At 70.1% G+C, this 13,270-nt stretch carries 8 protein-coding genes and 3 pseudogenes; 5 read left to right on the top strand and 6 right to left on the bottom strand.

From position 1 onward, the window contains the following. Nucleotides 1-30 precede the first annotated feature (30 nt). Nucleotides 31-1,782, top strand: coding sequence for an LCP family protein (locus ACQ86A_RS17420; RefSeq protein WP_431278188.1), 1,752 nt, complete (start codon nt 31-33; stop codon nt 1,780-1,782). A gap of 9 nt (nt 1,783-1,791) precedes the next feature. On the opposite strand, the gene ACQ86A_RS17415 is transcribed toward ACQ86A_RS17420, so the two are convergent. Together ACQ86A_RS17415 and ACQ86A_RS17410 are read right to left on the bottom strand one after the other, a co-directional pair. Beyond that, nucleotides 1,792-2,292 (bottom strand): MarR family winged helix-turn-helix transcriptional regulator, encoded by a 501-nt coding sequence (locus ACQ86A_RS17415; RefSeq protein ID WP_431278187.1) that lies wholly within the window; start codon nt 2,290-2,292, stop codon nt 1,792-1,794. Between the two features lie 121 nt (nt 2,293-2,413). After that, the gene (locus ACQ86A_RS17410; RefSeq protein ID WP_431278186.1) at nt 2,414-2,959 is read right to left on the bottom strand and encodes a hypothetical protein; all 546 of its coding nucleotides are present in this window, start codon (nt 2,957-2,959) and stop codon (nt 2,414-2,416) included. A 301-nt stretch (nt 2,960-3,260) separates the two neighbouring features. Here ACQ86A_RS17410 and ACQ86A_RS17405 point away from each other — a divergent pair, with 301 nt between their 5' ends. Further along, the gene (locus tag ACQ86A_RS17405) at nt 3,261-3,848 is read left to right on the top strand and encodes an NADPH-dependent FMN reductase (RefSeq protein ID WP_431278185.1); all 588 of its coding nucleotides are present in this window, start codon (nt 3,261-3,263) and stop codon (nt 3,846-3,848) included. Between the two features lie 229 nt (nt 3,849-4,077). Here ACQ86A_RS17405 and ACQ86A_RS17400 read toward each other — a convergent pair. The 3 genes and pseudogenes from ACQ86A_RS17400 to ACQ86A_RS17390 all read right to left on the bottom strand — a co-directional run bounded on the left by ACQ86A_RS17400 (nt 4,078) and on the right by ACQ86A_RS17390 (nt 10,314). Next, nucleotides 4,078-4,802 (bottom strand): annotated as a pseudogene (locus tag ACQ86A_RS17400) (DNA-formamidopyrimidine glycosylase family protein). Continuing rightward, nucleotides 4,720-9,533, bottom strand: a pseudogene (locus ACQ86A_RS17395) (ATP-dependent helicase). Before ACQ86A_RS17395 ends, ACQ86A_RS17400 begins: the two co-directional pseudogenes overlap by 83 nt. Before the next feature lie 118 nt (nt 9,534-9,651). Next, entirely contained in the window at nt 9,652-10,314 is a 663-nt protein-coding gene (locus tag ACQ86A_RS17390) for an alpha/beta hydrolase (protein WP_431278184.1), read from the bottom strand. Nucleotides 10,315-10,393: 79 nt separating this feature from the next. Between ACQ86A_RS17390 and ACQ86A_RS17385 the strand changes: the two genes are divergently transcribed. Further along, a complete protein-coding gene (locus ACQ86A_RS17385; protein WP_431278183.1) occupies nt 10,394-10,969 on the top strand; it encodes an NUDIX hydrolase family protein in 576 nt (191 codons plus the stop codon). Here ACQ86A_RS17385 and ACQ86A_RS17380 read toward each other — a convergent pair. After that, nucleotides 10,932-11,756, bottom strand: a complete 825-nt coding sequence (locus ACQ86A_RS17380) for an SDR family oxidoreductase (protein ID WP_431278182.1) — start codon at nt 11,754-11,756, stop codon at nt 10,932-10,934. The two genes, ACQ86A_RS17385 and ACQ86A_RS17380, sit on opposite strands and share 38 nt — an antisense overlap. Nucleotides 11,757-11,836: 80 nt before the next feature. Here ACQ86A_RS17380 and ACQ86A_RS17375 point away from each other — a divergent pair, with 80 nt between their 5' ends. Next, nucleotides 11,837-12,727: a sigma-70 family RNA polymerase sigma factor gene (locus ACQ86A_RS17375; RefSeq protein ID WP_431278181.1), complete on the top strand. Its 891-nt coding sequence runs from the start codon at nt 11,837-11,839 to the stop codon at nt 12,725-12,727. Beyond that, nucleotides 12,724-13,263, top strand: a pseudogene (locus ACQ86A_RS17370) (DUF1697 domain-containing protein). The gene ACQ86A_RS17375 and the pseudogene ACQ86A_RS17370 overlap by 4 nt, the downstream one beginning before the upstream one ends. Nucleotides 13,264-13,270: the final 7 nt, after the last annotated feature.

Raw genomic sequence — 13,270 nt, 5'->3', positions numbered from 1 at the left:
TTCGCAGGCGCGTTCCAATAACGTTTGCGTGTGCGACGCCCGACCATTCCCTCATCCGACGAGCCCCGCGACGATCGTGACCCGGCCACCGAGATCTTCGGCCGCGTTCCCGAGCGCGACCCGCGGCGGCCCGTGCGTGCGACGCGCCCGGCGGAGGGGAGCCAGGCGGCGAGTGCGGCGGGGGTCGGCGCTGCGGGGTTCCGCGGCGGTGCGGGGTTCGGCGGCGGCAACGGTTTCGGCGGCAACGGCGGCGGCAACGGCCGCGGCAACGGCAACGGCAGCGGCAGCGGCAACGGCGGCGGCAACGGCCGCGGCAACGGCGGCGGCTTCGGCGGCAACGGCGATGACGGCGGCAACGGCCCGAGCGAACCGGGCAAGCCCGGTAAGCCCCGCAAGCGTCGCAGGCGCTCGACGCGCATCCTGGGCTGGACCGCGTTCGGCCTCGCTGTCGTGCTGCTGGTCGTCGGCGGCTACGCGGCGTACAGCTACTTCCGCTTCGTCAACGGCGTGAAGCACGTCGACGCCATCTCGCAGTCGAACAAGCCGGCCAACGATGCCGACGGAACCGCCCAGAACATCCTGCTCGTCGGCGACGACCACCGTCCCGACAACGCTTCGAAGGCCGAGCTCGACCAGCTCGGGACGACAGCGGACGGCGGCGGCACGAACACCGACACCATGATGGTTCTGCACCTCCCCGCTGACGGCAAGTCGGCGACTCTCATCTCCCTTCCCCGCGACTCGTGGGTCGATGTCCCCGGCCACGGGATGAACAAACTCAACTCGGCGTTCTCGATGGGCGGCGGCAATGCCAACCCGGCGGGTGGAGCGCAGCTGCTCATCCAGACCGTGCAGAATCTCACCGGCCTCACGATCGACCACTACGTGCGCGTCTCGCTGCTGGGCTTCTACGACATCGCGAACTCGCTCGGGCCGATCCAGGTGTGCCTGAACAACGCGGTCAACGACCCGTACTCGCAGGCGAAATTCCCGGCCGGTGTCTCCACCCTCGACGCCCACCAGGCTCTCGCCTTCGTGCGTCAGCGCCACGGCCTGCCTCGGGGCGACCTCGACCGGGTCGTGCGTCAGCAGTACTTCCTCTCCGTCGAGGCGCACAAGTTCCTCTCGGCGGGCACGCTTCTCAATCCGGGCAAACTGACGAGGGTTCTGGATGCGGTCAGCGGCTCGCTCGAAACCGACCCCGACCTCAACTTCCTCTCTCTAGCGGGCCAGATGCGTGGGCTGACCGGTGGCGGCATCCAGTCCGCGACCATCCCGATCTCCGGAACGCCGACGATCCGGGTGAACGGCCAGAATCTGTCGATCGTGCAGGTGGACACGGCGGCGATGCCCGGATTCATCCAGAACCTGGTCAACCCGCCGAGCCCCGGCGCATACGACAAGGCCACTGCGGCCAAGCCCGCCGACACGACCGTCACCGTGCTGAACGGCGGCAGCGCCAACGGTGCGGCGACGGCTGCGACCCAGACGCTGGCTGCAGCCGGCTTCAAGACGGGCACGGCCGGGGATGCGAGCACCACCGCGACCACGACCATCCAGTACCCGTCGGGTCACGAGGCGCAGGCCAAGGCCGTCGCCGCGTACCTGCCCGGTGCGACCGTCCAGGAGACGTCGAAGGTCACCGGGGTCACCGTCGTGCTCGGCGAGGACGGGATCATGCCCGCCGCACCGACTGCCGGATCCACGCCCGCGACCAGCGTTCCCGCTCCGACCGCGAGCTCACCTGCGCACAACTACAGCGACACGGTCTGCATTAACTGACGGTTTTCGTCAGTTGAGGCGATGCGAGGACTCAGGCTCTTCGTCGATGGCGGCGTTCATCCGCTGTGAGATCTCCAGGAATTCAGCCTGCTGTTCGTCGCTCAGCGGGTTGAACAGGATGCGCCGGATCGTCGCCGTGTGCTCGGGCAGCGCCCGCACCACGACCCTGCGGCCCTCGCCGGTGAGGTGCACATAGCTGGCCCGCTTGTCTTCCGCGCACTCCTGCCGGTCGACGAAGCCGCGGGCCTCCATCCGCGTGACCTGGTGGGAGACGCGGCTCTTCTCCCAGCCGGTCATCGCGACGAGCTCGCGCACCCGCAGGCGGCGGCCCGGGGAGCGCACGAGCGCCATCAGCACCTCGAGTTCGGAGATCGAGACGCCGTGGTCGCGCTGCAGCTGAGCGTCGAGCGCGCGGTCGAATCCGCGGCGCATCCGGTAGAAGGCGGTGAAGAGGTCGTCCTCGTCGGCCGTCAGCTTCCGCGGGTCGGGTTTCGGGAAAGCGCTGGGCATAAGGCATCCTCCCACGACAGGGGCGCCGAGGCCCGGATGACAGTAAACGTCGCTTTCAGGGGCTGAGAGCGACGGGAAGTGGCAAATGGTGGTCGGCGAGGGGCGTGGGCTAAGGGCGAGGTCAGTGGGCGAGCTGCTCGAGGGCGACCACGGCGATCCCGAGCGCGACGATGACCGCGAGCACGACGAGTCTCTTCCAGAAGCTGAGGCCGGTGCGTTTCACGGCGAGCTGCGCGATCACCGCGAGCGACACGATCAGCGCGACGAGGGCGATAATCAGTGCGGTGCCGGTCTCGATCACGTCGAACGCGGCGACCACGAGCGCGATCACGGGCACGCCGAGAACCCCGAGGGCACGGGATGCGACGGCCGCCATGTGCCGGAACTCGCGGCCGTTGGGCAGCGTGTTGTGCACGATCATGTGCGAGATGAGGTCGGAGGTGAGTCCGGCGAGGAGAACGCCCACCACCGAGATCACCAGTGTCCAGATGATGTCGCCGGCGTCGGGCGTCTCGGCGTGACTGTTGAGCGCGACCAGCACGGCCAGCGCCGTGAAGGTGGCGTAGATGCGTTCCCGCAGCCGGTCGCCCGCCTCCCGCCGCTCCTCCTCGGTCGCGTTCTCGGGAAGTTCCGTGTCGTCCTGCCGCTTGCGCTCCGACCTGGCCATCGGCGATCCCTTCTCCCGGGCGTCGAGCCTACCCGGCCGAGTGCGCGTGTGGGGCCCGCGCGTGAGGGCGCTGCGGGTGCGGATGCGGTGCCTGTGGACGGGCGAGCCTGTGGAGTCGTGCGAAACGTGCGGTCGCGCATCCCGAAACCGCACTTTTCGCACGATTCGACGGCGGAGGAGCGGCGGCAGGGGTGGCAACGGGCGACGGATGCGCGGGCGCGGGAATGAATAGCGCGGGAATGGATCGTGAGCGGTGCGCGTTCGGATCGGTGACATGTCATCAACAATGAAAGGTCTCTCCATGACCAAGATCGCCATCATCATCGGAAGCACGCGTCCGGGACGCAACGGCGAATCCGTCGCGCGGTGGGTGCTCGAGCACGCCGAGCAGCGCACCGGTGTCGAGTACGAGCTCGTCGACCTGAAGGACTGGGAGCTGCCGCACCTCGACGAGCCCATGCCCGCCGCGATGGGTCAGTACGTCGGCGAGCACACGAAGGCTTGGGCGGCGAAGGTCGGTGAGTTCGACGGCTACCTATTCGTGACGCCCGAGTACAACCACAGCACGTCCGGTGTGCTCAAGAACGCGATCGACTACGTCGGCGCCGAGTGGAACAACAAGGCGGCCGGATTCGTGAGCTACGGAGTCTTCGGTGGCGCTCGCGCCGTCGAGCACCTGCGACTCGTGCTGTCGACCCTGCAGGTGGCGACCGTCACCGCGCAGGTCGGCCTGAGCCTCGCGCACGACTTCGAGAACTGGGCGCTGAAGGCGACCCCTCAGCAGGCCGCGGCCCTCACCCCGCTGTTCGAGCAGCTCGAGTCGTGGTCGACCGCCCTCGCCGGCGTGCGCAGCGCGCAGGACGAGGATGCCGAGGAGCAGGCCGCGTAACACGGCCCTCTGAGCACGGTCGCCCGACGGCCGTCCGGAACGCGGCCGCCTGACCGGCCGCGGCGCGAAACGCAGAGTTCGCGCGAAAAAGAGGCGGGGCGCGGGGTGGTGCGCCCCGCCTCTTCCGTACCCGGCCCCGCGCATCCCTCACCGACAGGAGTGTCTGCGGCCCGGTTAACAAGAGACCTGGCGCGAACCGCGAGCTAACGCGGGCCGAGCGTGACCCTCCTCAGGTCTGGCAGTTCGGGCAGAAGTATGTGACCCGTTCCTCGCCCTCGACGCGACCGAGCTCGGAGCGCTGGATCGGCGTTCCGCAGCGCCGGCAGGGATCGCCTCGACGCCCGTAGACCCACGTGTTCCGACCCCGTCGGGTGTCGCCCGTCGTCACCCGCACCGTCCGGTCGCGGTTGGCCGTGAGCAGCCGGTGCGCCAAAGATGCCGTCGCCGGAAGGTCGGCCTCGCCTACCGGCCGGGTCGGCAGCATCCCGCGCAGAAAGCACAGCTCGTTGGCGTAGACATTGCCGATGCCCGCCAGGTTGCGTTGGTCGAGCAGCGCGACGGCGATCGGGGTCTCAGGATGCGCGGCGAGCCTGCGCACCGCCTCCTCCGCATCCCAGTCGGGCCCGAGCAGATCGGGGCCGAGGTAGCCCACCGACTCGTCCTCGCGGTCGCGGGGATCACCTCCAGCAGCCCGAGCAGGAACCCGACGGCGGTCGTCTCCTCGGTGCGGAGCACCACGCGCGCCTGAAACGCGGGATGCCGCCACCGCTGCCCGGGACCGTAGACCTCCCACGAACCCTCCATCTTCAGATGGCTGTGGATCGTCACATCACCGACCCGGATCAGCAGATGCTTGCCCCGGCTGACGACCTCATCCACCCGTTCGCCCGCGAGGTCGACGGTCGCGAACTTGGGCACACGAAAGTCGCTCGCGGTCAGGATGCGCCCGGCCAGCGCTGCATCCAGTCGCCGCGCGGCCTGGTAGACGGTGTCCCCCTCCGGCATCAGACGGCTCCGTGCCGGCGGCTCGCTTGCGGAGCCTCAATCCTCGCGGCGTGGCGAGGAATCCTGCGTCGCCGAGGGCATCCCCGAGGGGTGAACCCAGCACGAAGTCGCCGTTCACCGTCTCGATGGCGAGCTTGTCGACGCGGCCGCGAGTGACGAGCGAAGCCAGCGAGTGCGCGGCGGCCCGTAGCGTGAGTTCCGAACCCGTTTCGCTCGCGTCGACGAAGCACAGGAGACTCTTGCCGCCCCGTTCGACGTAGATGGTGAGCGCTCCGTCGACGAGCACGACGAGTGCCCCGGCCTTACGTCCGGGGCGGTGGCCCGTGCCCGCGTCGCCGGGAACCGTCGGCCACGGAAGGGCCGCGCCGTAGGGATTCGCCGGGTCGGTCGCGGCCAACGAAACAGCCGCGTTCTCGGGCTCCTGCGTGTGGTCGACGACGAACGAGCGCAGACGATCGACGGTCGCACCGGTCGCGAACTGAGCGGCGCCAAGCGTCTCCACGAAGTATCCGCGCCGCGCGCGTCCGGTCTCCTCGAACCCGCTCAGCACCTTGTAGGCGAGCGCGAAGCCGCCGGGCACGCCCTCGTTCATCACAGATCCGCGAGTGACGACGCCGTAGCGATCGAGCAGCGTCTCGGCGGTCGCGTGCCCCCGCACGGTCGCGTCGAGGTTGCGGGAGGGCAGCATCGACCAGCGTCCGGCGACGGTCGGCGGCCCCATCCGGGTGACCATCGCCGACCGGGCCGCAGCCCGACCCCGATACATCCGCGATCGGGGCGCTTGTTTCGGGCGTTTGTGGGCTCCGGATGCGCCGGTCAGCGTTCGCAGCGGAGCGAGCGTGTCGTTCGTGATCAGCCCCGCCCAGACGAGATCCCAGAGCGCCGTGACCAGAGCGGTGTCGTCGACGGGCGACCCTGCGGCAGTGCCGAGTGCATCCGAGAGCTGACGGAAGAAGTAGCCGCCGCCGCGCGAGAGCTCGGCCAGCACCGCGCGCTGCAGCTCGTCGGTCTCGTGCTCGGCGGGCGGCGCGAGCGTCAGCGGGGCCGCCTCCGCCAGATGCAGACTGACCCAGCCGTCGGACCCCGGGAGCGCGCCGTCGCCCGACCAGATCACCTCCCCGGTCGCCGTGAGCTCGTCGAGCATCGCCGGGCTGTAGTCGGTGACGCGACTCGGCAGCACGAGCGACTCCCAGGCCGAGGCAGGGATGCGCGTGCCCGAGAGCTGCTCGACAACCGAGGCGACCGCATCCACACCCCGCAGCGTTCCGCCGATGTGCTGCCAGTCGGGCAGGAACCGAGCTAGGGTGGCGGTGTCGACCGGTTCGACCTCGTGGCGCAGCGCGGCGAGCGACATGCGACGGAGGCGCCGGAGCACCTCTGCGTCGCACCACTCGGCGCCGTACGCATGCGGGCGGAACTCACCCTCGATCACGCGGCGCTCGTGGGAGAGCCGGCGCAGGGCGTCGGCGGCGATCGCTGCTCCGAGTCCGAATCGGTCGGCGACGTCGGCGGACGTGAACGGTCCGTGTGTTCGCGCGAACCGGCTCACCAGGTCGCCGAGCGGGTCGTCGACCGGCTCGATGAACGCGACGGGAACGCCGATCGGCAGCGGAACCCCGAGGGCGTCGCGCAACCGGGCGGCATCTTCGATGGCCGCATAGCGTTCGACGCCCGCGATCGTCACGAGCAGGGCTCGCTTCGCCTCGACCAGCGCGGTCAGGTGAGCGGATGCGGTGGCCTGGTCCGCCGCCGGAGCGGGCGCGGCCTCGGCGTCGTCAGCGACGGCGACCCCTTGCCCTTGCAACCGCGCTGACACCTCGTCCACGGCGAGCGGACCGAGCATCCGGAGCAGATCGGCCACACCCTCCATGCCCCGCACACGCCGGTCGGGTGCGAGCCGCTGCAGTTCGCTCTCGACCCGCTCGATGACCGCCGGGTCGAGCAGCTCTCGCAACTCGGCCCGCCCGAGCAACTCCGCGAGCAGCCCCGCGTCGAGGGAGAGCGCGGCCGCCCGACGCTCGGCCAACGGGCTGTCGCCCTCGTACATGAACGCAGCGACATATCCGAACAGGAGCGACCGGGCGAACGGCGACGCGGTCTCTGTGCTCGCCTCGACCAGCCGGATGCGCCGCTGCGCGATCTGCTTGGTCACTTCGTCGAGGGCGGGGAGGTCGTACACATCCTGAAGGCATTCGCGCACGGTCTCGAGGATGATCGGAAAGCTCGGGTACTTGCGGGCCACGTCGAGCAGCTGCGACGCCTTCTGCCGCTGTTGCCAGAGGGGCGAGCGCTTGCCCGGGTTGTATTTCGGCAGCAGCAGGGCCCGCGCCGCGCACTCGCGGAAACGCGAGGCGAACAGCGCCGACCCGCCGACCTCGCTCGTGACCAGCGCATCCAGTTCCTCCGGCTCGAATACGAAGAGCTCGGCTCCAGGAGGTTGGGTCTCGGTGTCAGGGATGCGCACGATGATGCCGTCGTCGGCCGCCATGGCACCGCCGTCGATGCCGTACTTGTCTCGCACGCGCGCCTGCACCGCGAGCGCCCACGGCGAATGGATCTGCATGCCGTATGGGGAATGCAACACCACGCGCCAGTCGCCGAGCTCGTCGCGGAAGCGCTCCACCACGAGTGTGCGGTCGGTGGGGATGTGGGCGGTCGCGGTCTTCTGCTCCTCGAGGAAGGACAGCAGATTGGTCGTGGCCCACCGATCGAGTCCGGCTTCGACGCAGCGTAGTTCGGCGTCGGCTGGGGATGCTCCGCTCACCTCGCGGATGAACGCACCGACCGCAGCGCCCAGCTCGGCGGGCCGCCCCAATCCGTCGCCCTTCCAGAACGGCAATCGGCCCGGCTCGCCGAAGGCGGGGTCACGAGCACGCGATCGTGGGTGATCTCCTGGATGCGCCAGCTCGTGGAACCGAGCGCGAACACATCCCCGACCCGTGACTCGTAGACCATCTCCTCGTCGAGCTCGCCGACCCGGCTGGCCTTCTCCCCGACCATGTAGACACCGAAGAGCCCGCGATCGGGGATGGTGCCGCCGCTGGTGACGGCGAGTCTTTGGGCGCCGGGGCGGCCGGTGATCGTTCCTGTGTCGCGGTCCCAGACCACGCGCGGGCGGAGTTCGGCGAACTCGTCAGACGGATAGCGCCCCGCGAGCAGGTCGAGCGTGGCGTCGTAAGCACTACGGGGGAGCGTCGAGAACGGCGCGCTGCGGCGGACGGTATCGAACCAGTCGTCGGCGTCGATGGGTTCGAGCGCCGTGGCGGCGACTGTCTGCTGCGCGAGGATGTCGAGCGGGTTGGCCGGCACCCGCAGCGTCTCGATGAGCCCGGCGACCATCCGTTCGCTCGCCACCGCCGAGTGGATGAGGTCGGCACGATGCTTCGGGAACACGACGCCGCGAGACACCTCGCCGACCTGGTGGCCGGCGCGGCCGACGCGTTGCAGTCCGCTCGCCACCGACGGGGGAGCCTCGACCTGTACGACGAGGTCGACCGCGCCCATGTCGATGCCCAGCTCGAGACTCGACGTGGCGACCACGCAGCGCAGTCGCCCCGACTTGAGGTCGTCTTCGATGAGGGCGCGCTGCTCCTTGCTGACCGAGCCGTGATGGGCGCGGGCCAGGACGAGCGTCTCGGGTCCGTCGTCGACGGCCTCGCGGGAGCCCTTGGTCTGCCCGGATGCGCCCATCAGCTCCGCTGGCGGGCGGGCGCCCTGACCACCAGACTCCTCGACAGGTACCCCGCCCAGGATGCGCTCCTCATAGATCTCGTTGAGCCGCGCGGTGAGACGCTCCGCCAGCCGCCGGGAGTTGGTGAACACGATGGAGGACCGGTGGTCGAGCACCCGGTCGACGATCGCTTCTTCGACGTGCGGCCAGATGGACCCGGTCTGCGGGGAGCCGTCGTCGTTGTCGCTGGCGAAAGTGGAGGTGCCGAGCTCGCTCATGTCCTCGACGGGCACGACGACGGTCAGGTCGAAGCGCTTGCCCGAGGCGGGGGCGACCACCTCGACCGGGGCGCGGCCACCCAGAAAGCGGGCGACCTCCTCGGGCGGGCGCACGGTCGCCGAGAGCCCGATGCGTTGTGCCGGCTTCTCGAGCATCGCATCCAGTCGCTCCAGAGAGAGCGCGAGGTGTGCGCCGCGCTTGGTCGCGGCGACGGCGTGCACCTCGTCGACGATGACCGTCTCGACGGTCGCGAGCGTTTCGCGCGCCGCCGAGGTGAGCATGAGGAACAGCGACTCCGGAGTGGTGATCAGGATGTCCGGCGGCGTTCGCAGCAGCGCGCGCCGGTCGGCAGAGGTGGTGTCACCGGAGCGGACGCCCACGGAGACGTGCGGCGGCTCGGCGCCGAGACGTTTGGCCGTCTGCGTGACGCCGACCAGGGGAGCGCGAAGGTTGCGCTCGACATCCACACCCAGCGCCTTGAGCGGGGAGATGTAGAGCACACGCGTGCCGGGGGTCTTCGGCGCGCCCGACTCGTTGCTCGCCGCAAGACGATCGATCGCCCAGAGGAAGGACGCCAGCGTCTTGCCCGACCCGGTCGGGGCGATGACGAGCGCGTGCTTGCCGCGGGAGATCGCATCCCACGCCCCGACCTGCGCGGGCGTCGGCGCGGCGAAGGCCCCGCTGAACCACTCACGGGTCGCGGGGGAGAACCGGTCGAGCACGTCGCTCATCCGTCTATCCTCTCCCCATCCACCGACACCCGTCACCCGTCCTCGTCGACCCAGAAATCGAGGGGTCGCAACACGCCGTCGGGTGCGCCGCACAGACGGCGTGTTGCGACCCCTCGTTTCAGGCGGCTGAGGGGGCGGGGAGGTGGCGGCGGATGAAGCCCGAGACGTCGGTGAGCTCACGCGACGAGATGGAGTGGCCCATCCCCTCGTAGATGCGGGCGTCGAGCTCCGAGTGATCAGGCAACCACTCCGCGGTGCGCGTGATGGACGCCGTCGGGATGGTCTCGTCGAGCGTGCCTCGGCCCCAGAAGACGGGGATGCGGTTCTCCACGAGCCGCGCATCCCCGGGCTGCTCACCCTGCACCGCGAAGCCCGAGAGCTGAACCGCGTAGTCGAAGCGCTCGGGAGCGAGGCGCAGGAGCTGCAAGGCCATCGATCCACCCTGCGAGAAGCCCAGCAGACCCGTGGGCGTGGCCGGCTGCTCGTCGAGCCACTCGAGCAGGGCGCGCGCCGCCGCATCGGCGTTCGCGGCCAGCGGGTTGCCCGGAACGTTGGTGAACCGGGAGAACCAGGCGAACCCGGGACCCTCGGGGATCGGGGCGCGAACGGATGCGATCACCGGCTCGAGCGGGAGGTACGCCGAGATCCCGAAGAGGTCGGCCTCGTCGGACGCGTACCCGTGCAGGAGTACGAGCAACGGCCGGCCTGCCCTGTCCCGCTCGGAGGCGGACCAGAGGACGGCCTCGCGGTCGATGGTGAGGTCTGGCGCTGGCAGCGGCACGTGGGCTCCTGGCGATTGTGGTCGGGTGGGTCGGGTCGGATTCCCCATTCTCTCGCCTCGGCTTCCGTAGTATCAGTGCATGAGCGTTCGCACCCCAGACCCGAACCCCGATCAGTCGCCCGACGACATGCCCCAGGAGGGGCCCGCCTGGCTGAGCGACATCGAGCTCGAGCAGGCGCGCCGCCGCCTTCCGCTGCTCTACGTGGAGGCCGTTCCGGTGCGGGTGGATGGGCTGGGCCAGGTCACCGAGGTCGGCGTGCTGCTGCGCGCGAACGCTGTCGGCGAGATGACCCGCACCCTGGTCTCCGGCCGCGTGATGTACGGCGAGACCCTGCGTGAGGCGCTCTTCCGCCACCTCGAGAAGGATCTCGGTCCGATGGCCTTCCCCCAGCTGCCGGCCAGCCCCATCCCGTTCCTCGTGGCCGAATACTTCCCGATGCCGGGCGTGACACCGTTCACGGATGACCGCCAGCACGCCGTCTCGCTGGCCTACGTCATCCCCGTGACCGGCACGTGCGAGCCGCGACAGGATGCGCTCGAACTCACCTGGATGCGGCCCGAGGAGGCCGTCACCCAGCAGATCGCGGAGGAGATGGAGGGCGGCCGCGGCGTGCTGCTCAAGGCCGCGCTCGCCTCAGTGGGTCGACTGGTCTGACGCCCGAGGGCAGCCCGGCCTGCGTCGAGGCCGCCTGCTCGGCGAGGAACTCCGGCCACCCGCGCTGACCCCGCAGCGCCGACGCGTCGGCGAGATTGTCCCCCGCCCGGTAAGCGCGTCCCACGGCACCGGGAAGCCGCACGGGAACACGGGGCCGCCGCTTGCCGTGGAAAGCCGTGTATGCGGTCACGAGCTCGGCGACGTCCAGCACATCCGGACCCGCGATGTCGGACACACGTCCGGCAGGAGCGCCAAGCGTCAGGTCGGCCAGGCGTGCAGCGACTTCGTCTCCGTGCACCGGCTCGAACCTCAGCCCGCCCGGCACGACCATGAGTGGCAGCCGCGCGAGGCCGCGCGCGATGGGCAGAACGAACTCGTGCAGCTGGGCAGCCCGCAGCACAGTCCACGGCACCCCGGACTCGGCGACCGCTTGCTCGGCGGCGGCCTTCGCGCGAAAGTAGCCGATCGGCATCCTGTCCGCGCCGACGACGGAGATCAGCAGCAGATGCGTCGAGCCTGCAGCGTTCGCAGCCGCCGCCACGTTGCGCGCGGACACATCGTCGCCCTTCGCCCCGCCGGCGAGGTGCAGCACGGTCCCGACGCCGTCCAGCGCCTCAGCGAGCCCTGTTCCCGCGACCGTGTCACCCGCGACGTGCTGGACGCCGGGCGCATCCGGCTGAGGGTGACGGCTCAGGATGCGCACCTCCCGCCCGGCCGCCCGGAGCAGGGGGACGACGCGGCGGCCGATCGTGCCGGTGCCGCCCGTCACGAGGATGGGTGTGTTCATGAGCTTCTCCTGTCGGTCGTGTCACATCCGAGCCGTGCGACCCGTCGATAGGGTGACGAGCAACACACGGAGGATGTGACATGACCGATCAGAGAATTCTGGCGAACCGGTTCGAGACTGCGCGACCGCGGCTGCGGGCGATCGCGACCCGCCTGCTCTCCTCCTCCGCCGATGCCGACGACGCCGTGCAGGAGGCCTGGCTGCGACTGAGCCGGACCGACGTCTCGACGATCGAGAACCTGGACGCGTGGCTGACGACCGTGGTCTCCCGGGTGAGCCTCGACATCCTGCGGGCACCCCGACGCGCTCGCGAGCGCTCGTGGGAGGTGGAGCCCTGGCCGATCGAGCCGCAGTCCGCGATCGGCGACCCGGCGCTCGAAGCCGAGCGCGGCGATCGCGTGACGACGGCACTCGTCGTCGTACTGGACACGCTGACCGCCGCCGAGCGGGTCGCGTTCGTGCTGCACGACGTCTTCGGGCGCCCGTTCGACGAGGTCGCCGACGCCCTCGACCGGTCTCCGGATGCCGCGCGGCAGCTCGCATCCCGGGCCCGTCGGCGGGTGCGCGACGCGACCGATCCGGCCCGCCCCGATCCTCGCCGAGCGAGGCGCCTGATCGACGCTTGGCTCATAGCCGCCGAGAGCGGCGACGTGTCCGCTCTTCTCGCGCTCCTCGACGACGGCGCCGTGCTCCGCGCGGACTACGGCACCAGCACCCAGACGGTCTCGGGTGCGGATGCGATCGCCGCCCAGGCGGTGCTGTCCGGTCGGCTGGCCGCCCACTCCACCCCGGTGCTCATCGGCGGTCGGCCCGGAGTCGCCGCGGTGCTCGGCGGCCGTGTCTCGTCGATCATGGCCTTCGACATCACGGGCGACCGGATCACGGCTCTGCAGGTGCTCGCAGACCCCGCGCGTCTCGACCACCTCGGCATCGGCGCGGTGCTGGGGCTCGAGCCGGGGGCCGGCCGATGACCGAGTTCGTGGCGCTGCTGCGCGGGATCAACGTCGGCGGCAGAAATCTGATCGGCATGCCGGACCTCGTTGCCTGTTTTCAGGATGCGGGGTTTCAAAACGTACGCACCCTCGCCGCGAGCGGGAACGTGCTGTTCACCGCACGCCGCGCATAGACGACCAAGTTCGAGTCGGAGATCGAGCGGATGCTCGAGGCGCGGTTCGAGATCCCGATCCTCGTCATCCTGCGGTCACGCGAGCAGCTCGCAGAGACGGTCGCCGAGGCGCCCGCCGACCACGGTTCCTCCGAGCTGAGGAGCGAGGTCTTCTTCCTGAAAGACACGTCGGCTGCCGCCGCGACCTTCGCCGAGATGCCGGAATTGCGCGAGGGTGTGGATGCGGTGGCGCTCGGGCCGGGAGCGATCTACTTCTCCCGAGTGGCGGCGAGGGCCACGAAGACGCGGATCACGCGGTTCATGGGCATGCCGGTCTTTCAGCAGATGACCGTGCGCAGCTGGGGGACCACGACGCGCATCCTGGAACTGCTCGACGCCTGAAGCCGGC

This window comes from Leifsonia poae (assembly GCF_050632195.1).
In the GTDB taxonomy this organism is placed as follows: Bacteria; Actinomycetota; Actinomycetes; order Actinomycetales; family Microbacteriaceae; genus Leifsonia; species Leifsonia poae_C.
This window is presented reverse-complemented; position numbering and strand designations above follow the sequence as displayed.

What these genes read in the sequence shown, in the direction of transcription:
- ACQ86A_RS17415 (WP_431278187.1), bottom strand. Translation starts at nt 2,292, where the DNA reads ATGCCCAGCGCTTTCCCGAAACCCGACCCGCGGAAGCTGACGGCCGAC.
- ACQ86A_RS17410 (WP_431278186.1), bottom strand. Translation starts at nt 2,959, where the DNA reads ATGGCCAGGTCGGAGCGCAAGCGGCAGGACGACACGGAACTTCCCGAG.
- ACQ86A_RS17405 (WP_431278185.1), top strand. Translation starts at nt 3,261, where the DNA reads ATGACCAAGATCGCCATCATCATCGGAAGCACGCGTCCGGGACGCAAC.
- ACQ86A_RS17385 (WP_431278183.1), top strand. Translation starts at nt 10,394, where the DNA reads ATGAGCGTTCGCACCCCAGACCCGAACCCCGATCAGTCGCCCGACGAC.
- ACQ86A_RS17380 (WP_431278182.1), bottom strand. Translation starts at nt 11,756, where the DNA reads ATGAACACACCCATCCTCGTGACGGGCGGCACCGGCACGATCGGCCGC.
- ACQ86A_RS17375 (WP_431278181.1), top strand. Translation starts at nt 11,837, where the DNA reads ATGACCGATCAGAGAATTCTGGCGAACCGGTTCGAGACTGCGCGACCG.